Annotated in this window: 24 protein-coding genes and 1 other RNA gene; 5 read left to right on the plus strand and 20 right to left on the minus strand. The window is 46.8% G+C overall.

Features of this window, described 5'->3' with window-relative positions:
• Window positions 1–5 precede the first annotated feature (5 nt).
• Complete coding sequence (gene pheA / locus DW642_RS11820) at window positions 6–1,136, minus strand: prephenate dehydratase (protein WP_117510295.1); 1,131 nt, start codon at window positions 1,134–1,136, stop codon at window positions 6–8.
• 413 nt (window positions 1,137–1,549) lie between these two features.
• On the opposite strand from pheA, the gene pyrB reads away from it, so the two are divergent.
• A complete protein-coding gene (gene pyrB / locus DW642_RS11825) occupies window positions 1,550–2,470 on the plus strand; it encodes an aspartate carbamoyltransferase (RefSeq protein ID WP_117510296.1) in 921 nt (306 codons plus the stop codon).
• A gap of 19 nt (window positions 2,471–2,489) precedes the next feature.
• Window positions 2,490–2,927 (plus strand): aspartate carbamoyltransferase regulatory subunit, encoded by a 438-nt coding sequence (locus DW642_RS11830; protein WP_022462761.1) that lies wholly within the window; start codon window positions 2,490–2,492, stop codon window positions 2,925–2,927.
• 60 nt (window positions 2,928–2,987) lie between these two features.
• On the opposite strand, the gene DW642_RS11835 is transcribed toward DW642_RS11830, so the two are convergent.
• Window positions 2,988–4,169: an MFS transporter gene (locus tag DW642_RS11835; protein ID WP_117510297.1), complete on the minus strand. Its 1,182-nt coding sequence runs from the start codon at window positions 4,167–4,169 to the stop codon at window positions 2,988–2,990.
• A 194-nt stretch (window positions 4,170–4,363) separates the two neighbouring features.
• On the opposite strand from DW642_RS11835, the gene DW642_RS11840 reads away from it, so the two are divergent.
• Window positions 4,364–4,648, plus strand: a complete 285-nt coding sequence (locus DW642_RS11840; RefSeq protein WP_055222119.1) for an autorepressor SdpR family transcription factor — start codon at window positions 4,364–4,366, stop codon at window positions 4,646–4,648.
• A complete protein-coding gene (locus DW642_RS11845; RefSeq protein WP_117510298.1) occupies window positions 4,632–5,264 on the plus strand; it encodes an SdpI family protein in 633 nt (210 codons plus the stop codon). Before DW642_RS11840 ends, DW642_RS11845 begins: the two co-directional genes overlap by 17 nt.
• A 141-nt stretch (window positions 5,265–5,405) precedes the next feature.
• Here DW642_RS11845 and nadC read toward each other — a convergent pair whose 3' ends face one another.
• The 4 genes from nadC to DW642_RS11865 all read right to left on the minus strand — a co-directional run bounded on the left by nadC (window position 5,406) and on the right by DW642_RS11865 (window position 10,146).
• Window positions 5,406–6,260, minus strand: coding sequence for a carboxylating nicotinate-nucleotide diphosphorylase (nadC, locus tag DW642_RS11850; RefSeq protein ID WP_117510299.1), 855 nt, complete (start codon window positions 6,258–6,260; stop codon window positions 5,406–5,408).
• Entirely contained in the window at window positions 6,226–7,602 is a 1,377-nt protein-coding gene (locus DW642_RS11855; RefSeq protein WP_117510300.1) for an L-aspartate oxidase, read from the minus strand. Before DW642_RS11855 ends, nadC begins: the two co-directional genes overlap by 35 nt.
• Before the next feature lie 40 nt (window positions 7,603–7,642).
• On the minus strand, window positions 7,643–8,551 hold the full coding sequence (nadA, locus tag DW642_RS11860; RefSeq protein ID WP_117510301.1) for a quinolinate synthase NadA: 909 nt from the start codon (window positions 8,549–8,551) through the stop codon (window positions 7,643–7,645).
• Between the two features lie 380 nt (window positions 8,552–8,931).
• Window positions 8,932–10,146: an AI-2E family transporter gene (locus tag DW642_RS11865; RefSeq protein WP_242991186.1), complete on the minus strand. Its 1,215-nt coding sequence runs from the start codon at window positions 10,144–10,146 to the stop codon at window positions 8,932–8,934.
• A 275-nt stretch (window positions 10,147–10,421) separates the two neighbouring features.
• On the opposite strand from DW642_RS11865, the gene DW642_RS11870 reads away from it, so the two are divergent.
• Window positions 10,422–11,576 carry a DUF4317 domain-containing protein gene (locus tag DW642_RS11870; protein WP_117510303.1) on the plus strand — a complete coding sequence of 385 codons (1,155 nt, stop codon included), beginning with the start codon at window positions 10,422–10,424 and terminating at the stop codon, window positions 11,574–11,576.
• 94 nt (window positions 11,577–11,670) lie between these two features.
• Here the strand turns inward: DW642_RS11870 and DW642_RS11875 are convergent, their stop codons facing one another.
• The 14 genes from DW642_RS11875 to DW642_RS11940 all read right to left on the minus strand — a co-directional run bounded on the left by DW642_RS11875 (window position 11,671) and on the right by DW642_RS11940 (window position 24,824).
• The gene (locus tag DW642_RS11875) at window positions 11,671–12,093 is read right to left on the minus strand and encodes a flavodoxin (RefSeq protein WP_022462753.1); all 423 of its coding nucleotides are present in this window, start codon (window positions 12,091–12,093) and stop codon (window positions 11,671–11,673) included.
• A 91-nt stretch (window positions 12,094–12,184) separates the two neighbouring features.
• On the minus strand, window positions 12,185–12,739 hold the full coding sequence (locus DW642_RS11880; RefSeq protein WP_055228382.1) for a DUF3793 family protein: 555 nt from the start codon (window positions 12,737–12,739) through the stop codon (window positions 12,185–12,187).
• An 18-nt stretch (window positions 12,740–12,757) separates the two neighbouring features.
• Window positions 12,758–13,048, minus strand: a complete 291-nt coding sequence (locus DW642_RS11885; protein ID WP_022462751.1) for a DUF2325 domain-containing protein — start codon at window positions 13,046–13,048, stop codon at window positions 12,758–12,760.
• 364 nt (window positions 13,049–13,412) lie between these two features.
• Entirely contained in the window at window positions 13,413–15,500 is a 2,088-nt protein-coding gene (locus DW642_RS11890) for a heavy metal translocating P-type ATPase (RefSeq protein WP_022462750.1), read from the minus strand.
• A gap of 97 nt (window positions 15,501–15,597) precedes the next feature.
• Entirely contained in the window at window positions 15,598–15,909 is a 312-nt protein-coding gene (locus tag DW642_RS11895; protein WP_022462749.1) for a DUF6110 family protein, read from the minus strand.
• Window positions 15,910–16,085: 176 nt separating this feature from the next.
• Complete coding sequence (locus tag DW642_RS11900; protein WP_022462748.1) at window positions 16,086–16,541, minus strand: transcriptional repressor; 456 nt, start codon at window positions 16,539–16,541, stop codon at window positions 16,086–16,088.
• Between the two features lie 33 nt (window positions 16,542–16,574).
• Entirely contained in the window at window positions 16,575–16,709 is a 135-nt protein-coding gene (locus tag DW642_RS11905) for a FeoB-associated Cys-rich membrane protein (protein ID WP_022462747.1), read from the minus strand.
• Window positions 16,710–16,806: 97 nt separating this feature from the next.
• A complete protein-coding gene (gene feoB / locus DW642_RS11910; protein WP_022462746.1) occupies window positions 16,807–18,957 on the minus strand; it encodes a ferrous iron transport protein B in 2,151 nt (716 codons plus the stop codon).
• 115 nt (window positions 18,958–19,072) lie between these two features.
• Window positions 19,073–19,294, minus strand: a complete 222-nt coding sequence (locus tag DW642_RS11915) for a FeoA family protein (protein WP_022462745.1) — start codon at window positions 19,292–19,294, stop codon at window positions 19,073–19,075.
• A gap of 19 nt (window positions 19,295–19,313) precedes the next feature.
• Entirely contained in the window at window positions 19,314–19,523 is a 210-nt protein-coding gene (locus DW642_RS11920; RefSeq protein WP_022462744.1) for a FeoA family protein, read from the minus strand.
• Between the two features lie 233 nt (window positions 19,524–19,756).
• Window positions 19,757–21,931, minus strand: coding sequence for a M3 family oligoendopeptidase (locus DW642_RS11925; protein WP_117510304.1), 2,175 nt, complete (start codon window positions 21,929–21,931; stop codon window positions 19,757–19,759).
• Between the two features lie 16 nt (window positions 21,932–21,947).
• Window positions 21,948–22,544, minus strand: coding sequence for a Maf family protein (locus tag DW642_RS11930; protein WP_117510305.1), 597 nt, complete (start codon window positions 22,542–22,544; stop codon window positions 21,948–21,950).
• A 182-nt stretch (window positions 22,545–22,726) separates the two neighbouring features.
• An RNA gene (rnpB, locus tag DW642_RS11935) (RNase P RNA component class A) lies at window positions 22,727–23,077 on the minus strand.
• Between the two features lie 91 nt (window positions 23,078–23,168).
• The gene (locus DW642_RS11940; RefSeq protein WP_242991187.1) at window positions 23,169–24,824 is read right to left on the minus strand and encodes a nucleoside kinase; all 1,656 of its coding nucleotides are present in this window, start codon (window positions 24,822–24,824) and stop codon (window positions 23,169–23,171) included.
• Window positions 24,825–24,902 lie beyond the last annotated feature (78 nt).

The following is a 24,902-nucleotide window of genomic DNA, read 5'->3' on the forward strand; positions in this document are numbered from 1 at the left end:
CTGGATTAATAATTTCCGAAAATCCGGAATTTTGCGGATTCTGCCTGAAGTCCACGCAGTGCATTTTTGACCGCCGGATCACTTAAATTCCCTTCAAAATCCACGAAAAAACGGTATTCCCATTTCCGCTGCGAAATCGGCCGGGATTCGATCTTTGTCATGTTCAGATCGTTGTAAATAAAATGTGCCAATGCATTGTAAAGAGAACCGCTTTGATGCGGCAGTTCCATGCATACGCTGATTTTCTGTGCATCCTTTACAAAGCGTTTCTGACCGGAAATAATAACAAAACGTGTCGTATTGCCCCGGGCGTCAAAAATGCCTTCTTTTAAGATCTGCAGTCCGAAGTGTTCTGCTGCATATGGGCTTCCGACGGCTGCCATCGTCAAATCCCCGCTCTCAGATACTTCTTTTGCAGCGGCGGCCGTATTCAGTCGTTCCTCTGTTTTCCAGTTTTCATTGGAATCGAGAAAGCGGCGGCACTGGGCCAGTGCCTGCGGGTGGGAAATCACGGTACGGATGTCCTCAACTTTCGCACCCGGCAGTGCCATCAGCACATGCTCGACCGGCAGCTCCTGCTCGCCGACGATGTAGTGCGGGTATTCCACGAGAAGATCGTAAATGTCGGATACGATGCCTGCGGTGGAGTTCTCGATTGGAAGCACAGCGTAATCAGCCTCGCCCTTTGTGATCGCCTCCATCGCCTCTTTCCAGGTGTCTACGTGGAAACTGGTGATCGTATCATCGAAAAATTCTTTCATGGCACCGAAGCTATAGGCGCCCTCCACACCCTGGAAGACAACTCTTCTGCCGTGCGTCGGGAGATGGTCAACCTGTGTGTAATCGGTCATCTCCTCGCCGCCGTTCTCGGTCAGCAGCTGATACTGGCGCTTCCGGCTGATCGACATGATCTGCTGGAACAGCTCCTGGATGCCTTTTGTATTGAATGCATTTGTTCCCTCGCCTGTCAGCTTTTCCAGCTTCTGGCGCTCACGTTCTGCATCGAAAACGGCTTTTCCTGTCTCTATCTTGTACTGCGCAACCTCCGCCGTCAGCGCCATCCGGTGCTGGAACAGGCGGACGATCTCGTCATCGGTGACATCGATCTCGTCGCGGATTTTTCCTAAGTCTAGCATATCTGGTCCTCCTGATACTCTGCATTTGTTGCAGATATCAATATTTTACTCCATCTCCGTTTAATTTACAAGAAAAGATCTTCCGAAATTCGGCTTTTGTACAATCTTTTTCCTTTTTGACTGCTATTTCACTTTATTTTTTCACATTTCATATTACTCTGCTTTTCGACCTTTTTCCTGCCATTTTTTATCTTGCATTTATCCTGTTTTTGTGTTAAGGTGGAACACAGAAAAAATAAGTTACTGTTCACTCAGCAGGGAAACACCTGCTGTTTCGCTGCGTAAGAAAGTGATTCAGGCGTGAGCAGCCCTCCTTTTGCGAAGCAAAACTTTAAATGAGGGCTGCGAATGTTACAGTTCGCAGGGAACCTGTGAACTGTAACAAAAATAAGGATCTTCATAGGAGGTAATATATGCGACACTTAATGAGTCCCCTTGATTTCTCGGTCGAAGAACTGGACCAGTTAATGGATCTGGCGAATGATATTGAAAAGAGCCCGGAGAAATATGCACATGCCTGCGATGGCAAAAGACTTGCTACTTTATTTTATGAACCAAGCACACGCACCCGTCTCAGCTTTGAGGCTGCCATGATGAATCTTGGCGGTACTGTTCTTGGTTTTTCTTCTGCCAATTCTTCTTCCGCTTCCAAAGGCGAAAGCGTAGCCGACACCATCCGCGTGGTATCCTGCTTTGCAAACATTTGTGCCATGCGTCATCCGAAAGAAGGTGCTCCGCTCGTTGCATCGATGTACTCCCGTATTCCTGTGATCAACGCAGGTGATGGCGGACATCAGCATCCGACGCAGACTCTTACCGATCTTCTTACCATCCGTTCTTTAAAGGGTCGCCTGAACAATCTTACCATCGGCTTCTGCGGTGATCTTAAATTCGGCAGAACGGTTCATTCCCTGATTGAAGCGCTGGTTCGTTATACCGGCATTAAAATTGTATTAATCTCCCCGGAGGAGCTTCGTCTCCCGGATTACATCCGTGATGATGTGCTGCGGGCGAACAATGTTCCATTTGAGGAAGTTATTAAAATGGAAGATGTTCTCCCGAAGCTGGATGTTCTTTATATGACCCGTGTCCAGAAAGAACGTTTCTTCAACGAGGATGATTACATCCGCATGAAGGATTTCTATATTCTGGATCAGTCCAAAATGGATCTTGCTTCTCCGGAAATGCTGGTTCTGCATCCGCTGCCGCGTGTCAATGAGATCTCCGTTGACGTGGATAATGACCCGCGCGCTGCTTACTTTAAACAGGTTCAGTACGGTGTTTATGCACGTATGGCCCTGATTCTGACGCTGCTGAACATCAAAGTCGATTAAGAAAGGAGCATCTTTCGCTATGCTGAACGTAGGACGTATTGAAGAGGGCTTCGTGCTCGACCATATTAAAGCAGGAAAGGCTATGACCATTTACCATGATCTGGGACTGGACAAGCTGGACTGTACCGTAGCCATTATTAAAAATGCCAAAAGTGAAAAAATGGGAAAAAAGGACATTCTGAAAGTTGAGTGTTCGGTTGATAAGATGGATCTTGACATCTTAGGCTTTATCGATCACAATATCACTGTCAATGTCATTAAAGACGGCGAGATTACGGAGAAAAAAGAACTTCATCTGCCGAAACAGGTGGTTGATGTGATTAAATGTAAAAACCCGCGCTGTATCACCTCTATTGAGCAGGGATTAAAACATGTCTTTATCCTGGCTGACCCGGAAAAAGAGGTTTACCGTTGCAAATACTGTGATGAGAAGTATACAGGAAACAGAAATAAATAAGAGCTGTACGGCAAAGCGCCCGGAACCACGTTCGGTTTCGGGCGCTTTCTTTTATCTTTCCTATGCAGTTTTTGCTTCTTTCGAACCGAGGCACACAATCAGCCAGCCGATGAAGGCCGCAAGAGATGCGCAGATCAGCATCGCGCCAACACCGGCTGCATCGATAAGCCAGCCGCCAAACAGGGAGCTCATTACATTTCCTGCGGTGATGGTCATCGCCATATATGCCTGTCCTTTAATCGAATCCTGCGGCTCCATGATGCCGTCCACGTAATAGACGCAGGCGACGTTGATCAGCGCCCAGCCGAACATCTGGAACGGCTGAACAGCGTAGTATGTCGGAATATTAAAGGCCAGGAAGGTTCCTATGCTTTTCAGGACAAAAAACAGGCCGGAGAGACGGAACCAGAAAACACTGCTCTTCTTTTTCAGCAGATAGCCGAACAGAAACATCGTTGGCAGCTCGGAAACTGCAGAGATGGTCATCGCATTTCCCATCTCACCGCTGCCACCACCTTTTGCCATTGCAATCTGATAATTGAAGCTGTTAATCAGGCTATGTGACATAAAGATCAGAATGCAGCCAAGCAGTACTACCACGAAGGACGGATACCGTTTCAGAAAATCGACCGGACCGGCTGCTCCTGTCTCTTCTTTTTCTGCTTCTGCTTTTTTCCTGTCCTTTTTAAACGGAAAGCGAAATACACAGATGAGGAAAAGAATGGTCAGTGCGATAGCCCAGATCGGAATCATGTCTGCTCCAAAGGATGCGGTCAGCCGGCCGAGCAGCCATGATGCAATCGCATATGCAACGGAACCCATGCCGCGCCCGATTCCGTAATCAAGTTCCTCTCCCTGGCGGATCGTCTCCATACCAAGAGAATTAACGAACGGAATCATCAGCATCAGCATCGTAATGCTTGCGCCGTACAGCAGTGTCCTTACCACCATAGAACTGCTTTCTGCCGTTGCAGCAAGGGAAATGATAAGAACAAGCTGAATCAGGTTCGCTCCAAGGAGCATTGTTCGTACGGACGGGCTTTCCGGCCGATCTGCGTAGGATGCCAGCGCAGGCTGCAGAACCGCTGACACGATACAGCCAACTGCCGTCAGAAGGCCGATTTGTGTGTTTGTGAAGCCTTTTTCAAGAAGATAGACGCTGGCATACCCCATCAGTGCCGCGTATCCCATCCAGTAGCAGCCCTGTATCGTGCCGTAGCGCACGGACAGGTGTTTTTTCATGTTTTTGTCCCCCTTTTTCTACAACTTTACCCTTATCGTAGCGTATTCTACAGAAAATAGCAACTCAAAATCAACAATAAAACTATTTAGATTTTTTTCGAAATGCTTATTGACTTTTCGCTTTCCCTGTGATAAAAAGTATTTAGATAAATTTCTAATTAATTTGCATTCATACTGCCGGAAAGGAGGTTTCCATGGCATTCGCAGAAACGTTTAAAGCTCTCTCCGATCCTGTCCGGCGAAGGATTCTGGAGCTTCTGAAAAACGAAAGACTTTCTGCCGGGGAGATCGGATCGCACTTTGATATGACAGGTGCAACCATCTCCTACCATCTCGGTATTCTGAAAAAAGCAGACCTTGTGCTGGAATCCCGGGAGAAAAATTTTATTTATTATGAACTCAACACTTCCGTCCTGGAAGAAATCATGCTCTGGATTTCAGAGCTCAAAGGAGGCACTTCTGATGTGGAAAAAATATAAAACAACACTGATTCTGACAACACTCATTTCTCTTTTTCCGATGGTGATCGGACTTCTGCTCTGGAATCGCATGCCGGACACCATTGCCACCCATTTTGGCACAAACAACGTTCCCAACGGCTGGAGCAGTAAAACGATGGCAGTGATCGGTATTCCTCTGCTTCTTGCCGCTCTGCAGATTTTTACCGCTGGTTTTACTTTTTCTGATCCGAAGCGGCAGAACATCGGCCCGAAGATGATCCGTCTTGTTCTGTGGATCATACCTGTAACCTCTCTGATCGTCTGCTGCTCCATCTATGCAAACGCAGTCGGCATTGCAGTTGATATCGGTTTTGTTGTCAATGGAAGCGTTGGTCTTCTCTTTATTCTCATCGGCAATTACATGCCAAAATGCAAACAGAACTACACAACCGGCATCAAGGTTCCATGGACCCTTCACAGTCAGGAAAACTGGAACCGCACTCACCGCCTCGCCGGCTGGGTTTGGATCATCGGCGGCGTTGCCATGATCGTAAACAGCTTTCTGCAGCTTGAATGGATTTTATTTCTCACGATCGCAGCGCTGGTTTTGATTCCGATCGGATATTCCTTTCTCCTGTTTAAAAAAGGAATCTAAACCCGGAGAATTTTTTATAAGAAAATTCAACGAAGTTTCCTGTTTAAAAAAGCTTCTGTTCTTCCCTTTTTCCGGGAGGAACAGAAGCTTTTTTATTTCGCGATTTTTATATCTATAAGGAAATGATTCCTATTTTTATACTTATTCTATTGGATGCAGATTTTTCAATGATACATCAAGAATCGGTGCAGAATGCGTCAGTGCACCGCTGGAAACATAGTCTACGCCGGTGTCGAGGATAGTGGCGATATTTTCTTTTGTCACATTTCCGGAGCACTCGGTTTTTGCTCTGCCGTTGATGACGGCTACCGCCTCTTTCATCTGCGCCGGAGTCATATTGTCGAGCATGATAATGTCGGCACCTGCATCTGCTGCTTCGCGGACCATATCGAGGTTTTCACACTCGACTTCAATCTTACGCACAAACGGAGCATAATCGCGTGCCATCTCGATCGCTTTTGTGACACTGCCTGCAGCTCCAATATGGTTGTCCTTTAACAGAACGCCGTCGGACAGATTGTAGCGGTGATTCTGGCCGCCACCGATTCTGACTGCATATTTTTCAAAAATACGCATATTCGGGGTCGTTTTTCTGGTATCGAGAAGGGTCGTTTTGGAACCTTCGAGCAGCTTCGCAACGCTTCTCGTATACGTTGCGATTCCGCTCATCCGCTGCAGATAATTGAGCGCGGTTCTCTCACCGGACAGCAGAACACGGATATCGCCGTTTACGGTTGCGAGCAGATCGCCTTTTTTGACTTCATCTCCGTCTTTCACATACGGAATAATCTCGGTTTTCTCATCGAGCAGCGTAAATACTCTTGCAAATACTTCCATACCGGCAATGACGCCGTCCTGTTTGCAGAGAAGCTGTACCGTTCCCTGGCAGGCTTCTGGCATGACAGCATTCGTGGTTACATCTTCACTGGAGATATCTTCCTGCAGCGCCAACAGCAGCAGATTATCCACATTTAGTGTTCTTGTGATTGGATTCATATTTGTCTTCCTTTCTGATCGCATCCCAGATGCTCTCTTTGCAGCGTTCTGCATATTCTTCCATATCCTGGTAATCTTCTTTTCTAATATCGTACCGTTTTGCAAGGAGCTTCCATTCATCTTCCTTCGGCTCCGTTGCCGTTTCTTTGCGGTCTGCGTTCTCTACAAGACCCTCTGCGGCCCATTCGGCAGCCATCTTCTTTGCCGCGCGCTCTGCGAATACAAGGCTCTCCAGCAGAGAATTGCTTGCCAGACGGTTTGCACCGTGCACGCCGTTGCAGCTCGTCTCACCTGCTGCATACAGATGATCCATCGTCGTTTCGCTATTGCTGTCTACCTTGACGCCACCCATAAAGTAATGCTGGGCCGGTACAACCGGGATCGGTTCTTTTGTGATATCATATCCCTCTTCCAGACATTTCTGGTAAATATTCGGGAACCGTTCTTTTACATCAAGCGGAATCGTTTTCAGGGAAAGCCATACGTGCTTCGTGTGATCCTTTTCCATCTGGCGGTGAATCTCACGGGATACCACGTCACGCGGCTGCAACTCATTGGTGAAACGCTCACCGTTTTTATCGAGCAAAACAGCGCCCTCTCCGCGGACAGATTCGGAAATCAGAAAACGGCGGCCTTTCTTTTGGGAATACAGCGTTGTTGGATGAATCTGTACGTAATTGACATTTTTCAGTGCTACGTTCCTGTGGATTGCAATTGCAAGTGCATCTCCGGTCAGATGCGGGAAGTTCGTGGAATTATCGTAAATTCCGCCGATGCCACCGCATGCCCAGATCACATCCCTGGCATAAACCGGAATCAGCTTTCCTTCTTCATCCCGGATCAAAACACCCTCGCAGACATTTTTGCAGGAAAGAATATCACACATTTCCGTGTGCGCAAGAAGCGTCACGTTCGGCAGCTTTTTTACCTGCGCGAGAAGCTTGCTCGTAATCTCCTTTCCGGTTACATCGTCGTGGAACAAGATGCGATTGGTAGAATGTGCGCCTTCTTTCGTATAGCAGAGTTCCCCGTTTTCATCGCGGCGGAAATCCACACCCCAGGCGATGAGCTGATTGATGACATTTCGGGAAGAACGGATCATAATGTCGACGGATTCCGGCGTATTTTCATAGTGGCCGGCATGCATCGTATCCTCATAGAACGCATCGTAATCGTCTTCGTTTTTCAGAACACAGATACCGCCCTGTGCGAGGAAGGAGTCGCTGTCCTCGGTATCTGCTTTTGTTATCATCAGAATATCGGCTTCCTGGGGCAGATGAAGTGCCGCAAAACATCCTGCCACACCGCATCCTACAATCACTGCATCATAATACTTTTTCATTTCATTTCCTCTTTTCCGCTTCTGCGTTCTGCTTATTTTGTTACTTTGCAAGCTCGAGCATTCTTAACAGCGGCGCATGTGCGTCTGAAATTTCCTGTTCGCTTAACAGAACTTCATTCTCCTCATTTTCCAGTGCTTCTATTAATTTGTCCAATGTCACTTTTTTCATATTTGGGCAGATCTGCGTATTTCCCACTGCATAAAACTTCTTATCCGGGCAGCGCTTTTTCAGCTCTGCGAAAACGCCAAGCTCGGTTGCAACGAGAAACTCGGTATTTTTACTTGCCTCGGCATATTTGATGATGCCTGCGGTGCTTCCGACGTAATCGGCAAGTGCAACGACTTCACTTCTGCACTCCGGGTGAACGAGAAGCTTTGCCTGCGGACGCGCTTCCTTTGCAGCCTTTGCAGCTTCTGGACGGATGGCAGCATGTACGTGACAGAAACCGTCATTTAAGATGATATGTTTCTCCGGCACCTGCTCAGCCACATAGGTACCAAGATGCTCGTCTGGGATAAAGAAGATGTCGTGGTTCGGCAGTTCTTTTACAATTTTTACTGCATTGGAGGATGTGACACAGACGTCGGAATGACTTTTTAATTCCGCGGTGGAATTGACATAGCATACGACAGCCACATCCGGGTACTCTTTCCGGACTTCCTCGATTTTTTCAATCGCTGCCATGTGAGCCATCGGGCAGTCGGCATGCAGATCCGGGAGCAGTACTTTTTTGCCCGGGTTTAAGATTTTGGCGCTCTCACCCATGAAACGAACGCCGCAGAGAACGATGACACTGGCGTCCACTTTCGTCGCCATGTCGCTTAAGTAATACGAATCCCCGATGTAATCGGCAATTTCCTGCACCTCATCCGGCACGTAATAGTGTGCCATGATAACGGCATTTTTTTCTTTCTTTAATGTTTCCAGCTTTTCTCTTCTGGTATCCATTGGTTTTGTTTCCTTCCTATTTTTACTATAACGATTCAGAACCCTGAATAGTGATATTTTTTTAACACTTTAGCGCTTAGTATACCACAACTTTTGTCATGTGACAAGACAGTTGTAATATCCATTGTCCATTTTTTTCATGCCTTTTCCCTTCCCCGTGCTCTATAATAGGAAGTACTTGTCTAAGACATGAAAATCTGTGACGCAGTAATTCACGTTCTGCTGCGCTGAATTTTTGCATTATTTTCCGGGATTGCTATAAAAACACCCGGAAGTTTGACGGTTGAATAATGATCTACAAAAAAAAACGGCCACAATACCCATATTTACTGGGTTTGTAACCGTTTTATCACCATACAGCTGTCAAAGACGGGATTCTATCATTTCACCTCTGGTATCTCACTATTTACCATTTCTTCCGCCGTATCTTCTTCTATTTCTGTCTTTGTCACCTGTTTGATATGCTTTTTTTTCAGATGCAGATATACGAATTCCCGAAAAATAGTATAGAACACGGAAAGCAACGGAATAAAAACAAGCATACCTATAATTCCCATAAGATTTCCGCCGATCGTAACTGCTGCAAGAACCCAAATCGATGGAAGCCCTACAGACTCACCCACAACATGAGGATAGATCAGATTTCCCTCGATCTGCTGCAGCACCAGAAATACTATAATAAATAAAATTGCCTGTTTCGGATTTACCATAAAGATCAAAAAGCTTCCCACTGCACACCCGATGAAGGCTCCGAAAATCGGGATCAATGCCGTAAACGCAATTAAAACTCCGATCAAAAGTGCATATGGCATCCTCAAAATGCTCAATATCACAACAAACATACAGCCAAGGATCACGGCTTCCAGACACTGACCTGTAAGAAAATTTGCAAATGTCTGATAAGTCAGAGAGCAGACTTTAAGAAAAGCATCTGCTTTTTCCTTTGGAAGAAAAGCGAAAAATACTTTTCGAATCTGCACCTGCAGCGTTTCCTTCTGAAAAAGGACATAGCAGGCAAAGGAAAATGCAACAAAAAAGGCTGCCAATCCACTAACTATGGAACCCACTGCTGACATTGTGATATTCATCATATTTCCTGCACCATTTCCAAGCAGGCTTATCCCCCACTTGATCGCCTGATCCGGATTAAACTGTACCTGATCTACAAGCTTCATGATTTCCTGGTTATTATGGGAAAACTCCCGGATCCAGCTTTGCATCTGCGGAATAAAATCAGCGATACTCATCATCAGGGTTCCTATTGTCCGCGTAAGCTGCGGAATCACACCAAACATCACCAGTACAATCACGCCAACCGCAAATACGATCGTGAGGAACAGGCTTATCGGTCTTGCCAGTTTTTCGACGATCTTATTTTCTTTTTTTGCCCTTCCAAAAATTTTCTTTTCCAAAAAGCTCATTGGCACGTTGGTCACAAATGCGATCGCTCCGCCAAGTACAAATGGAAATACGATCCCCCATATTGCTTTCAACACATCGAGTACCACATTAAACTTCCACAGTGCGACCACAAGAAATGCTGTAAACACAATAAGTTCCCGGATTTTTTTTACAGATTTTTTACTTATATCCACTATCATTCTCCTCTTTTTCTTAATTTCATGCGTATCCATTTAAGTAGCTGAATAATCGGAAAACTTGCAAACGCAAATTTTCAAACTCAAATTACTCCCCTTTATTAGACCTAATCGTATAACAGAATCGGTACCTCTGTCAAGATTTTTGAAATTATATTTAAAGTATAATAAGATATAGTCGCTATTTTCTTTCTTGCCTTTTCCCTTCCCTATGGTCTATAATAGAAAGTACTTGTCTAAGATACGAAATTGCTGATAAAGGAGCATTCTATATGAACAAAAAGGAAATTGCCGAAATTAAAAAACTGTTTACCCCATCCCACTGTGCGATCACGCGAATCTGCGGATGCTATGTGGATGCGGAAAAGAATATTAAGACAAAATTAAAAGAAGCGTTTCTCTCTCTCGAAGAGGAAGAAATGTTTAAGTATTTTAAGATTTTTAAAAGCACCCTCTCCGGTACCATCGGAAAGAATCTGCTGAATATGGAGTTCCCGCTCTCCCAGGAAAGTGAGGGCGGCACACAGGAGTTTCTCTTAAAACTCCGCAACAGTGAGCTGAAGGACGAAGCGCTGATTGATGAATTTTATGAAAAGGTGATGGCGGATTATCTCTATCCGGAAAACTACTATATTATTCTGATCCATGGTGCCTACGATGTACCGGGACGCGCTTCTGATAATCTGGATATGGACGATGCTTCCGATTACGTCTATGAATTTATCCTCTGCAGCATCTGCCCGGTAAAACTCGACAAACCGGGTCTCTGCTACAATGTGTCCCACAATACGATTGAAAACCGCGTGCAGGACTGGGTGGTCGGCGCACCGGAAAACGGTTTTCTCTTCCCGGCCTTCACAGACCGCAACACGGATATCCACAATCTGCTGTATTTCACGAAAAACGCAGAGATGGATCAGCCGGACTTTCTCGACCACTTCCTGGGCTGTCAGGCGCCGCTTTCCGCGAAATCTCAGAAAGAAACGTTTCAGTCTATTATAGAAGAAACTCTCGATTCCGCCTGTGATTTTTCTACTGTTATGACCATTCAGGAGAACTTAAATACCATGATTGAAGAGCGGAAAGACGATCCGGAACCGGTGGTGCTCGATAAACACGAGGTAAAACGTCTGCTCGCCAGCAGCGGCGTACCGAATGAACAGCTTGACGAGTTCGACGAGAAGTACGAATCCATTGCGGATGAGAAAGCAAGCTTCGTTGCCTCGAACGTGGCCAGTACACGGAACTACGAGATCCGCACCCCGGATGTTATCATCAAAGTCAGCCCGGAAAAGGCCCAGCTCATCGAAACCCGTACGATCGACGGAACACCGTATATTCTGATCGAGGCAGCCGATGAAGTGGAAATCAACGGAATTCTTTTAAAACCGTCACGGCCATCCGATGCGAATGATACCGAATTTTAACAGCCAAATGACAGCGAGTCTTTCTCCCTGTCCGAAAAAAAAGCGGCAGTCCCAGACAAAAGGGCTGCCGCTTTTTCTTCCTTTTTATTTATGCTTAGCAGAGTGCTTTTCCAAGTGCAATGCATGCTGCCTCAGCTTCATCATCTGGCGCGTCTGCGCAGATCACGCTGTCGCATACCAGCTCGGCGCCATCATTTTTGCAGCTTTCTTCCCAGGTGCGCATCCACTCGCCGTCTCCCCATCCATAGGAACCGAACAGAGCGATTTTCTTTCCGGAGAGTTTGGATTCACATGCGGAGAACATTGGCTCGAACTCGGTATCTTCCAGCTCTTCTGCCCCCATAGCCGGGCATCCGAAAGCGATTGCATCGTATGCATCTACATCATCCGCAGAGAAATCTGCGCAAGTCAGAACAGAAACTTCTGCGCCTGCCTCTTTTGCTCCCTCTGCTACTTTCTGTGCCATCATTTCTGTGTTGCCGGTTCCACTCCAATAAACTACTGCTACTTTGCTCATGTTTCAAATCCTTCTTTCTTTATTTTCTGATTCCGGGGGATTTTTCTTTCCCCGATCCTACTGCCCTTTTTATGGTATGCAGGATTTTATGTTAAACAGCTACGGTGAGCTGTAAAACGCTTCTTCCCTGCTTCCAGAGACGCAGATACACGTTTCTGCATTTCTGATAGCGCTGAAATGTTTTCTGTGTTTCGCACTCATTGCAATAGACCTTCCAGCATCCCTTGCATTTATAATTGTGGCCTTTGTTCTCAATAAAACCGATCACATCACCGAGCGGATAGTTGAGAAACACACCGATCTCATGCGGAAATCCTTCTTTACACTCTGCTACCCGGGTTTTCAGGCGATTCAGTGCATAGGCAATGTCTGTATTTTCATATCCATAGGATTTTAAAAACGCTGCATTCTCCGGATTTTCCAGCTCCTTCTGGAGAAGCCCTTCACGGTACACATAGACCAGTGCTCTCGTCTCATGCTCCCGCAATACAAAGATGTGAATTCCTTTTGGTTCCAGACAGGCACTCCAGTATGAAATCTGATCTTCCAGTTCTTCTTTGGATGAAAATGTCATATTACATAAATTTGCGGCTTTGATGGAAGCCAGCGTTGCCGAACAGTGTTCGATCAGAAATCTCTCAATCATGCCTTTTACGTCTCCTTCTTACATTGCTGCTGCGCAGTGCTCATCTAATACCGAGCGAAGTGCGGTGGCACTGCTGGTATGGATTCTTGCGATCGGAATATTGTTTTTCTTTGCTTCCTGGGAAGCAGTGATGACCATTTTGTGGGATACGGTGTTGGTAAAGAGAATCATCAGATCCGGATTCCCAATTTTTTTCTTAACGGAGCCATGCTCTTTCGGGAACACCTTTGCTTTACATCCATAGTCTTTACAGATATCTGTATATTGACACACCATTCTTTCATTTCCACCGATAATTACGACACTCATCTTCTCTACCTGCCTTTCTGTTGTTATCTTATGCTACTTGAAATTAGTTTATTCTAACTCCTGTGTTTTAAGAAAGAATCCCTCTACCGGGATCCCGTATGATTTTTGGTTTTATCCGTTGTACTTTAATTAGCTACATCTAACTGTTGGGTATATCATACCGTTTTTGTCGGATTTTGTCAAGGATATCCTGCAAATTTTTCCGGCTTTTCTTGAGAAAATTGTATCATTTTCTTTTTCACATCACGCTGGTGAAAGAATATTCGCAATGGAAGCAGAGACTTTCCCTGCTTTTGTTAAAAAGCCGCTGGAATCTTAAGAAGAAGACTCCAGCGGCTTTCCCGTTGCTATTCTGTTCTGTTTTTTATACCGGCTCGTCCAGCAGGTTACCCATACTCTTTAAGCCAATGTAAAGAGTAGATGTATTGTGAAGCAGTGCGGAAGTGGTTGGCTGTAAAATGCCGCCCACGCCGAGCAGAATCAGTCCGGCATTGAACGTAACGATAAAGCGGTAATTCTTATGAATCCGTTTCATCAGACGGTTGCTCAGCATACGAAGCACCAGAATTTCTGCCAGATCGTCTGCGGCAACGGTGATATCCGCGATCTCACGCGCAATCTCTGCGCCCTCGCTGATGGCGATTCCAACGTCTGCGGCAGAAAGTGCCGGTGAATCGTTAATACCGTCACCGATCATAATGACTTTACGTCCCTCTGCTTTTTCTTTCTCCACAAAGTTTGCCTTATCCTCCGGCAGTACCTCAGCATAGTACTCGTCCACGCCGACCTTCTTCGCGATCGCTTTTGCCGTGCGCTCGCTGTCTCCGGTCATCATGACGATCTTTTTCAGACCTGCTTTTTTCAGCTGACGGATAATTTCGGCCGCCTCCGGACGAAGCGGATCCTCAATGCAGATAACTGCTGCAAGTACACCTTCTAAGGCAAGATAGAGATGAGAATACTCCTCCGGCAGATGACGGAACTTCTCTTCCATTCCTTCCGGAATGATACTGTTCTCATCCTCAAATACGAAGTGATAACTTCCAATAATCGCTTTTTCGCCATTGATCGTTGTAGAAATACCGTGTGCAACGATATATTCTACTTTGGAGTGCATCTCCTCGTGATCCAGATGTTTCTCTTTTGCCGCGTCTACTACGGCTTTTGCCATGGAATGCGGAAAATGCTCTTCCAGGCAGGCTGCGATGCGCAGAAGCTCATCCGGGCTCTTTGTTTCGCTGAAGGATACCACCTCTGCTACGGTCGGCTGCGCTTTTGTCAGTGTTCCGGTCTTATCGAAAACGATCGTATCCGCTTCCGCCACAGCCTCCAGGAATTTACCGCCCTTTACGGTGATCTTGTGCTGGTTTGCCTCGCGGATTGCAGATAGAACGGAAATAGGCATGGCAAGTTTTAACGCACAGGAGAAGTCTACCATCAGAATAGAGAGTGCTTTCGTTGCATTTCTGGTCAGAAGATACGTCAACGCCGTTCCGCCAAGGGAATACGGTACAAGACGGTCTGCCAGATGCTCTGCCTTGCTCTCCAGTCCGGATTTCAGTTTCTCGGACTCTTCGATCATCGCGGTAATCTTCTCGTAACGGCTGGATCCGCCGGTCTGCTTCACAAGAATGGTAAGCTCGCCCTCCTCAAGAACCGTTCCCGCATAGACAACGGAACCTAAGGTACGGCGTACCGGAACAGATTCTCCGGTCAGAGAAGCCTGGTTTACCATACCCTCGCCGTTGGATACCTCGCCGTCGAATGGAATCAGATTTCCCATATGTACGACAATCTCGTCGCCCGCAACAATTTTTTCAGACGGAACGAGAATTTCCTGGCCGTCTTTTTTCAGCCATACCTTTCCGACGTTCAGCGACATGCTGCGCGCCAGATCTCCGACGGATTTTTTATGCGTCCATTCCTCAAGCAGCTCTCCTACGCCGAGCAGGAACATGACAGAGCCTGCGGTTCCATAGTCGCCGCGGAGCATCGAAACACCGATTGCGGTTGCATCAAGAACCGGAACTTCGATCTTTCCCTGTGCCAGTGTCTGGATTCCTTTCCAGATATATTTTACGGAAACAACCGTAGTATAGATGGCACGGATCGGTGCCGGAAGAAGCCATTTTCTTCCAAAGTGGTAAATCACTTTGCTGATCAGCTTTTCCTGATATTCGTTGTTTAACGCTCTGCCGGAGCTCTCAAGCAGTCCGGTCGGCAGCTCTACTTCCTCGTAGTGGAAGAGCTGTATCATCCGAATCACAGCGGCTCGTTCTCCCTCGTAACAGATCACGGCATCGCCGGTTCTGTCATATACCTTCGCGAAAGATACCTGGTTCTGATTCTGCAGATAGTACAGCAGTGTCTCTGCCTGTACGGAGGACATGCGCTTCTGTGCCAGATGGATTCGGATTCTGCCTCTGCTTTCGTGTTTAATATAAAATTTCAAATCTTATGCCTCCTAGAAAAACACCTGCAGAGAATTCTGCAGGCGTTTTGTTTTTTCCGTATGAATACGACGTAAATCAGATGTTGCTGTGTACAGCTTATGCCTCAACCGTATCCTCTGCTTCTGCTTCAACAGCTTCCTCTGCTGTCTCTTCAGCTACATCCTCTACTGCCTCTTCTGCTGCTTCACGCTCTTCGTTGATCTGTTTTGCGTCAGCATAGATGTCCTCCGCATTCTCCTGGATGGTCGTTACCGTATCCATAACAACTTTCTTTGCACGAAGAACAGCTGCGGTGCAGTTGGTGTAAAGTTTTTTCGCATCCTTGCTGGACAGTGCTTTGATACCTGCTGTTCCGAATAATACTCCTGCTGCGAAAAGTCCTGGATGTTTTAAATCTTTGATTGTCATATTACATTTCCTCCTATTGTTAAAATAAATTTTTCCTGAATTTTACATCTTCCCCCGCTGTGGTTCACAGTATAGCACTCACCTGCTCGGTTAGACAATACGTACAGTTCTTTTTGATAATTATTTTCATTAAAACAGGGAAAACGGAAGGAATTTTCACCCGTTTTCCCCGTTTTTCAGCCTTCCACCGCTGAAACAATCACATTTTCAATATCCTGATTCTGAATATAGCCCTTTGCCTTCAGTCCGGATTTCATCACGTCCATCCACATCTCTCCGCTTAAGCGGCAGATGGTATGATCGCTCAGTTCTACGGTACAGCCCTGATCTTTGAAGCATTCTTCTCCACAGGCAATCTTGTAAAAATTTTTGCGGCTGATTGCACCGATGCTCTCCAGTGTATTCACCATGCGATACACCGTAGCAGGCCCGATGCTGCTGTCTTTCTGCAGAGCTTTATAGTAAATTTCTTTACAGCAGGAGCACTCCTCTTCCAGGATAATATCGAGCAGAATCCGTCTCTGTCTGGTTATTCTGCATCCCTGTTCCCGGAGCTTCTGAATAATCAGTTCTCGCTTCATCTGTGTTCTGTGATAATTTCTGGCTTCATGCTTTGTCTGTTCCTGCGGCATACGTTCTACCTCCTGATGATGATTCCTGTCCTGTCAGTCGCAATGTCCCTTGCACTGCCCGCAGTTACCACCACAGCTTCCCTTGCCACTTTTTTTATCTTTAATCATACTGCGTACTGCAAGTCCTACCAGACCAACAACGACTACAAGTGTGATAAAAGTTCCCATAGAAACAACTCCTTTCTTTTCAAAAGAGTCCGCATCCTGCAGCGGATGCCGGATACGGACTCTTCATCAGATACATGTTCTCTATCTGTCACAGCAATTATTTGCTGAACATTTTGTTGGTGGAAACGCTCAGAGTTGCGCTCTCTTTGTAAGGTCTTACCAGCAGATATACAAATCCAATGATGAGCAGAACAGCAACTACCGTTCCGATTCCAAAACCGCCGCCGATGAACAGGTTACCGATCTGATAAATGCACAGGGATACAACATAGGCAAGCAGTGTCTGATATCCGATTGCAGTAAAAAACCATTTGGTATTGTTCATCTCACGTTTGATTGCACCCATTGCTGCGAAGCACGGTGCGCACAGAAGGTTGAATACCAGGAAGGAATAAGCTGCTACCGTAGATAAGCTTCCTGCGAGCTGTCCCCAGATCTCGGCACCGTCTTCTGCAACTTCACCAAAGCCGAACAGGATACCGAAGGTACCAACAACGTTCTCTTTTGCGATCAATCCGGAAACAGCTGCAACAGCCATCTTCCAGTCGCCCCATCCAAGAGGTGCAAACAGAGGAGCGATCACGCTTCCGATGGAAGCCAGGATACTGTCATTTAACTGCTCAGCTTCCAGCATTCCGAAGGATCCGTCAACCCATCCGAAGTTCATCAGGAACCACAGAACGATGGTAGACATCAGGATGATCGTACCGGCTTTTTTGATGAAAGACCAGCCACGCTCCCACATGCTGCGGAGAACGTTGCTTACCGTCGGCCAGTGGTAAGCCGGAAGCTCCATAACAAACGGAGCCGGATCGCCAGCGAACAGTTTTGTTTTTTTCAGAATGATACCGGAGCAGATGATTGCTGCGATACCAACGAAGTAAGCACTTGGTGCAACCCAGGAAGCTCCATTAAACAGAGCGCCTGCGATCAGGGCGATGATTGGAAGTTTTGCTCCACAAGGTACAAACGTTGTTGTCATGATGGTCATTTTACGGTCACGGTCATTCTCGATGGTACGGGAAGCCATGATACCAGGAACACCGCAACCACTTCCGATCAGCATCGGAATGAAGGATTTTCCGGAAAGTCCAAATTTACGGAAGATACGGTCCATGATGAATGCAACACGCGCCATGTAACCGCAGGACTCCAGAAATGCCAGGAACAGGAACAGTACCAGCATCTGCGGTACGAATCCAAGTACGGCACCAACACCGGCAACAATACCATCCAGGATCAGACCCTGCAGCCAGTCAGCGCAGTGGATCGCGTTCAGCAGATTTTCAATGGCCGGCGGAATGATCTCTCCAAAGAGTACATCGTTGGTCCAGTCCGTTACAAAAGTACCTACTGTTGTGACAGATACATAATATACAACCCACATAACAACTGCAAAGATCGGAAGTGCCAGCCAGCGGTTAGTTACGATCCGGTCGATCTTATCCGATGTTGTCATGGCGTTTTTCTTGTTCTTTGTGACACAGTCACCGATGATGCTGGAAATATAAACGTAACGCTCGTTTGTAATAATACTCTCGGTATCGTCATCAAATTTGTCTTCCAGCTGTTTGATCTCGGCAGATACATCCGGAACGGATTTCATCTGCTCTGTGATCTTATCATCTTTCTCCAGAAGTTTGATTGCAAAGAAGCGTTTCTGCTCATTTACAATATCACTTCCGAGTTTGCTCTCAACGGTGCGGATGACTGCCTCCACATCCTTGTCAAACTCATGAACTGGTACAGCAGCACCTTTTTTCTGTGCAATCTGCACTGCTTTATCAGCAGCTTCTTTGATTCCGGTTCCTTTCAGCGCAGAGATGGTTACAACTTCACAGCCCAGCTTTTTCGCCAGTTTGTCGATATGTATTTTGTCTCCGTTCTTTTCAACAATATCCATCATATTGACAGCCATGATCACCGGAATACCAAGTTCCATGATCTGTGTGGACAGATACAGGTTACGCTCAATGTTGGTACCATCTACGATGTTCAGAATCGCATCTGGTCTTTCATTAATCAGGTAATTTCTGGCTACCACTTCCTCCAGTGTATACGGAGATAAAGAATAGATACCCGGAAGGTCCATGATGGTGACATCTTTGTGGCCTTTGAGCTTTCCTTCTTTTTTCTCGACGGTTACACCTGGCCAGTTTCCTACGAACTGGTTGGAGCCTGTCAGTGCATTGAACAATGTTGTCTTACCGCAGTTCGGGTTTCCTGCGAGTGCAATCTTAATTGCCATTTTTTCCATGCCCCTCTTTCTTTGATTTTTACTGATTTTAATAACTTCACAAGCCTTACCAATATTGGCTACAGCTTGCTTTTGTTAGCATCCGCTAACAAGCAGACAAAAAAATTTACTCTACTTCAATCATTTCGGCATCTGCTTTTCTTAAGGATAATTCGTATCCTCTGACGGTTACTTCGACCGGATCGCCGAGCGGAGCAACTTTGCGCACGAATACGTCAACACCCTTGGTGATTCCCATATCCATGATTCTTCTTTTGACCGGACCGGAACCGTTGAGTTTTACAACTTTAACGGTTTCTCCTACGGAAGTCTCTTTTAAAGTCTTCATCTTCTCTCCTTCTTTCCTATCAAATCAGGATTTTGGCTGCCATATCTTTTCCAACGGCTACCCTGGAATCTTTCACATTCACGATGAGATTGCCGTCGATTTCCGATACGACTGTCACGTTTCCGCCAACGACGAAGCCAAGATTTTCAAGAAATCTTCTGGTCTCTTCTTTTCCGCCAACTTTTCTGATTGTGTAACATTCGCCTGGATTTGCCATCGTTAAAGGCATAGTCAATTACCTCCTGTGTATGATAATGAGTTTCATCTCTATTTCAGTTGTTAGTATATGCTAACGTACGTTAGATGTCAACTGCTTTTTTACTATTTTTTTGTATTTTTTTCTGAAATTTACTCCGTTACTGAGAAAAAGCCTTCGTTAAGGGCCCTGTTTTTTTGAAAAATAAGGCAGAACAGAGAAATTTCGTATCTCCCTGTTCTGCCCTTTTTGCTTTCCATTTTTTTTTAGAAACGGTACATCATCTTATGCCATTTTGCACCGCCATGTGTCGAGTCGGAAAGTTCAATATATTCGTATCCGATCCTTTTGTAGAATGGAATCATATGATCCTTGCACGTAAGAACAACGGCTTTTTTGTCACGCTCTCCTGCGCTTTTTACCATATGACGCATCAGTGCTTCTCCAATGCCCTGTTTCTGGAACTTCGGATTGACGTCCAGTCCGAAAATCATCTGATAATCACCGTCCGGGTTGTGCAGCGTGGCGTCATGGTAGAGTGCATCCGCCAGATAATCGGTATCCGCACAGCAGCCATTGCAGAAGCCTGCGATTTCGCCGTCTTCAGTTTCCGCTACAAAAAAGCTGTTTTTGCAGGTTTTGTACCGCTCCATGAAGTCTTCATAACCTGCCGCCTCGGCAGCCGGGAAACATAGCGCCTCCACCTCGGCTACCTTTTTCAGATCTTCCTCTTTTACCGGACGGATCGTATACTTTACTTTTCGTTTTAAATAGGGCTTCAGTCCCGCAACGACTTCTTCCACCGTTCCATCCACGAACGGATTCTTCAGTCCGGCCAGCTCCAGCAGTGCAAAATATCCCTTGCTTCCGCCTGCCTGGCAGAGACGGTAATAATCGCCCCACGCCTTTTCCGGCTCTTTTTTGGAACGCTCAAAGAACTGGAAAGCACAGATCTGTGCCAGCGCATAATCAATATAATAGAACGGGTTCACAAAGATATGCTGCTTCTGCATCCAGAAACCGCCCTCCTCGAGGAACTTGTGGCCGTCATAATTTCTCCATGGCATATAGGTCAGCTCTAACTGATGCCAGATCGCACGGCGCTCCTTGGCCGTCATGCCGATATTTTCAAATACCTTATGCTGGAACTCATCCACACATACCATGTACGGAATCACTTCCAGCGCGCTCATCAGGTGCGCATAACGGTAATCATCTGCTTTCTCTCCAAAGAATGCATTCATCCAGGGGTATGCGAAATGCTCCATTGTCATCGAGTGAATCTCCGCCACCTCGCTTGTCGGGAATACCATATCCATAAACGGAATCTGTTTTGCCGCTGTATACGCCTCGAACGCATGGCCCGCCTCATGAGTCAGAACATCAACGTCCGCGCTCGTACCATTAAAATTGGAGAAGATGAACGGCGCCTTGAACGTATTCAGAAATGTGCAGTAACCGCCTGTCTGTTTTCCCGGCTTCGTCTCCAGGTCAAACAGCTCATGCTCCACCATAAAATCAAAGAACTCACCCGTCTCTTTCGACAGCTCATGGTACATCTTCTGCGCCTTCGCAACCAGTTCCTCCGTCGTTCCTTCCGGAACCGCGTTTCCTTCCGGGAAAATCAGCTCCTCATCGTAATAATGCAGCCTGTCCACTCCAAGCCGTTTCTCCTGCTCCTTCCGAAGCTCCAGGCAGAGCGGTACAATCTTCTCCTTCACCTGCGCACGGAACTTTGCAACATCCTCCGCCGTATAATCGTATCTTCCATAGCTCAGGTAAATAAATTCAATGTAAGAAGAAAATCCCAGCTTCTTCGCAATTTTATCGCGCAGCGGAACCATCTTGTCATACAGCGCATCCAGCTCCCCGGAAATCTCTTCATACAAATCTCCCCATGCCGTCATCGCCTCTTTCCGCATCTGGCGGTCCGTACTCTGCATCGCCTTCAGCAATCCATAAAAATTACACGTTTCGCCCTTAAATTCCGTCGAAGCATTCGCCGTAATTTTACTGTACTGCTGCGTCAGATTCGCCTCTTCGATCAGATCCTCCACGATACAGTCGTCCGCTAATTTTTGGCCAACCTCCATATTCTTCACAAAGAATTCCCCGAACTCCTCTGCAAACTCTTTGATAAACGGAGACTCCAGAATCACCTTCTCTGCCTTTTGTATCAGCAGATGGATCGCCGGAATCGTCTCATTCCAGAACTGAACCTCTCCTTCATAAAACGAATCTCTGGTGTCCACCGTATATCTTACCTGCGCCACTTCCGCCATTGTCGCCCAGGCATCCTCGCGCGTTTTTTCTTCCATAAAAAGTCCGCGCAGCTCCTCATATGATTTTGCCTCTTTGAGCGCCTTCGTATACGCTCTTACTTTTTCCTGCTCTGCCTCCATGTCCGGCCTTACGTATTCAATTTCCGAAAACTTTTTCATCTTCTCTTACCTCCCTCTATTCCAGAACGCCCAGATTTTTCAACTCATGATAAACCCGGGACGCCGGCAGTCCCATCACATTATAATAGTCTCCCTGGATTCCTTTCACAAACTTTGTCCCAAACACCGTCTGAATTCCGTATCCTCCAGCCTTATCCGACCACACAGGAGCCTCCCCCTCTTTCTCAAGAGCAAGATACCCGTTTATCTCCTCCTCTGTCATCGCATAAAACTCTACATCTGTGCGGTCACAGAACGATACCACACGCTTTGCGTCCCCCTCTGTTACCGCAATCGTAACTCCAGTATACACCTGATGCACCCTTCCCTGCAACTGCTGCATCATACTTCTGGCATGTTCTATCCCCTTCGGCTTGCCAAGGATCTCCCCTTCAAAAGCCACAACCGTATCCGCCCCGATCACAACGGCATCCCCTTCGGTAATCTCCGCAACATCCAGACATTTCAGCCGTGAAAGCTCCTCCACAACCTTCTCCGGTTCCGCAGACGTCACAACTTCTTCCGCCCCTGAAGCCTGAACCTTACACCGTATTCCCAACATCTCCATCAACTCTCTTCTTCTGGGTGACCCCGAAGCCAATATCACTTTCATCCTGCTGTCTCCTTTATTTTTTCTTTCATGACATGCATTTTTTTCACACCATGCAGCGGTCCGCGGGAATGTGCGGCTTGCGCCGGATGGCCGGATAAAATAAGTACGCCGGGAACGAACACAATCCACTCGTGTCCGTTCCCGGCGTACTTATTTTATCCAGATGCCTGAATTTCCGTCTTAAGCAAAGCAAAACGATAAGCCGGGTTATGTCGTGTGTAATCATCTATCCAATGGAACTGTCGCCAGTCCCCTTAAGCGACCCACCTGAAAACATGACGGGCAGCCATATACGTTTTCTATTCGGTCTTGCTTCGGATGGGGTTTACATGGCTTTCTCTGTTACCAGAGAAACGGTAGTCTCTTACACTGCCTTTCCACCCTTACCAGGAAAAACCTGGCGGTATCTCTCTGTTGCACTATCCCTGGAGTCGCCTCCGCCGGACGTTATCCGGCATCCTGCCCTGCGAAGCCCGGACTTTCCTCACCTGGCCCCTTTCGGTCCTGCCAGCCGCGATTACATATCTTACTTTGTCAAAAACGGAACATCAGACAGTTAATAATCATATCACAAACTTTCTCTGTTGTCCATCCCCCAAATCACAGATCCCGCAAAGCAGCCTCTCATACATCAAAACAGCTTCCGCCCACAAACTCCCGCAGAATCGAATTCTTTGGAATATCCTCAATCGGCACTCCGACAAAATAATCCAAAAACTTCAGCAGCCGCTTTGCTTCCTGGTACTCCGGCTCTCCCTCCTCAATCTGGAACAAAAGCGGCTCCGCATACAGCTTCAGCACCGAAAGCTCATACACCAGCGCTGAATTGAACATCACATCCGCCTTCTCCTGATTCGGGAAAATATTACGATCTTCCCCGCGGCGCACCGACGGCCACATCGCAATCGTCTCCTTCGCCGACGTCGCCCGTGTCCGGCTGTCACGCACCATACGCCGGATCAGCCGGCCATCCGTCGTCGGAATCCGGTTGTGTTCATCCACATTAATCTGCGTCAGCGCACTGATATAAATCCGGAATTTACTTTCCGAAGGAAGCGACCATGTCAGTTTTTCATTCAGCCCGTGAATTCCCTCCAGCACCAGCACATCGGTCTCCTTCATCTGAATAAAATTCCCCTTGTACTCGCGCTTGCCCGTCTTAAAATTAAAATACGGCAGTTCCACACGCTCTCCGTTCAAAAGTGCTGTCATATCCCGGTTCAAAAGCTCGATATCCAGTGCTTCCAGGCATTCAAAATCATAGTCGCCGTTTTCATCCCGCGGCGTATCTACCCGGTTCACATAGTAATTATCAAGGCTGATCGGATGCGGCGTCAGACCATGCGCCGAAAGCTGGATCGACAGCCGGTTGCAGAACGTCGTCTTTCCGGAGGAAGACGGACCCGCAATCAGCACAAATTTAACCTGCTTTCTTTCCGCAATCTGCTCCGCAATCTTCGCGATTTTCTGCTCCTGCAGCGCCTCCGCAATCAGCATCATCTGCTGAATATTGCCCTTCGTGATGCGTTCATTTAAGTCGGCAACCGTGGAAATTCCCATCTGCTCACCCCAGCGCTCCGATTCCCGCTGCACCTGGAACACCTTCGGGGAGAGATTCGCTGCCGGCACCGTCTCCGGCGCCTTTTTCTCCGGCATCTGCAGCACAAAGCCGTCATCGTATAAATAGAGATCAAAATACTTCAGATAACTCGTATCATACGTCATAAATCCATAATAATAGTCTTCAAAATCCCCGAGACTGTACAGATTCACACGGGAGACACGGCGGTAACGGAATAAGCGGTCTTTATCCGTCATGCCATGCAGCCGGAACCGTTCTCTCGCCTCGTGCGTATCGACACTCCGCTTATAAATCGGCACCGCCTTTTCCACCTGTTCATGCATATACGCTTTTACTTCGTCCAAAAACGCCTGATTCAGCGTGATATCGCCGTCCACCGTGTAGAAAAAGCCCGAACCCGCCGAAAAATGCAGCATCACATGGCGGATCTTATCGTAGCCTCCCACATGATACACCGCTTTTACCAGCAGAAGAGAAAGACTCCTCTGATACGTTTTATGTCCGATCTCATCCTTCGTTGTCACAAATTCCAGTTCACATTTTTTTTTCAGCTGTTTGTGCAGCTCCCGCAGCCGTCCGTCCACTTTCACAAGGACAATCGGCGCGTCCATTGTTTTTTCAAAATCCTTTGCAATCTCATAATAAGAGCAATTTTCCGGATATTCGTATCCTTTTCCATCAATTGTTACCTGAATCAATTGTAATTCCTCCTTCTTGCAAAACTTTCTGAAAATTCAGAAGTGACAGAAAAGGCGCGCCCGAAAATTACAACTGCT

The organism is Blautia sp. AM23-13AC (assembly GCF_003435675.1).
GTDB classification, from domain to species: Bacteria; Bacillota; Clostridia; order Lachnospirales; family Lachnospiraceae; genus Fusicatenibacter; species Fusicatenibacter saccharivorans.